The sequence below is a fragment of the Janthinobacterium sp. GW823-FHT03B06 genome, from assembly GCF_058796955.1.
Genome location: NZ_JBXAJE010000021.1, coordinates 1 through 1179 on the forward strand (window position 1 = coordinate 1; position 1179 = coordinate 1179).

The 1179-nt window shown below is 67.1% G+C and carries 1 pseudogene; it reads left to right on the forward strand.

The features are described 5' to 3' along the window. A pseudogene (locus tag AC1RBA_RS27900) lies at nt 1-1179 on the forward strand (filamentous hemagglutinin); the annotation flags it as partial.

Below are 1179 nucleotides of genomic sequence, written 5' to 3' on the forward strand. Positions count from 1 at the left end.
CGGTGCCTTGGCGCTGGATGTGGCCAGCCTGCTGAACCAGCAGGGCACGCTGAGCGCGGGCACGGACCTGGCGGCCAGGGTCGGCGGGGATCTGAACAACTCCGGCTTGCTGTATGCGGGCCGCGACCAGCTCCTGGTCGTCGGCGGCACGCTCGGCAACAGCGGCTCGCTGGCGGCGGGGCGCGATGTCAGTGTGCAAGCAGGCAGCATCGACAGCAGCGGTTTGCTGGGCGCGGGCATGCGGGCCGATGGCACGCTGGGCCAGGCAGGCAGCCTGGTCGTGACGGCTACGCAGGCTTTGCGGGCGACAGGCCAGAACTTGGCAGGGGGCGACGCAGTGCTGGACGGCGCCGCGCTGGACCTGACGGGCAGCCAGAGCAGTGCTGCGAATATTGCGCTGACGGCGCGCGCAGGCGACGTCCTCACCAGCCAGGCGCAGGTGAGCACGGCAGGCTTGCTGGCGATCACGGCCAATGGCAACAATGGACAGGTACTGGTGAATGCGGGCGGCCAGCTGAGTGCGGGACAACTGGCGCTGGCGGCGGCCAATGTGCGCAATGTGAAGGGAACGATCGTGCAGTCGGGCGCGGGCAGTACCGTCATCGACACGGGCGTGCTGGACAATACGGGTGGGCGCATCGCCGTCAACAGCGGCAACTTGAGTCTGGGCGCAGGCGCGCTGACGAATATCGATGGCAAGATCGAACATGCGGGCACGGGCACGCTGGCGATTCGCGCCACGAACCTGTATGGACAGCGGGGCCAGATCTCAGGCAACGGTGCATTGGTCGTGACGGCCGATAGCTTCGACCACCGCGACGGCGCATTGCTGGCCAGGCAGGTGACGCTGCATACCGGCACCCTGGATAATCGCCAGGGCAGCGTCACGCAGACGGGAACTGGCAGTGGCAGCGTGGCGGCCACCGGTCATCTGGACAACCGTGGCGGCAAGATTGAAGGCAATGGCGACATGGCGCTGAGCGCCGACATGCTGTTGAATCAGAACGGGCGCCTGGCGTTCGCCGGCGCGGCCGAGATCGTTACTGGCTCGCTGGACAATACCGATGGAGGCGTGCTGGCAGGCGGCCTGAATATACGTGGCGGCGACGTGAACAATACGCGCGGCCAGATCCAGGCGGTATCCGGTGCGGCCAGCCTGGCCATCGGCGATTTGCGGAA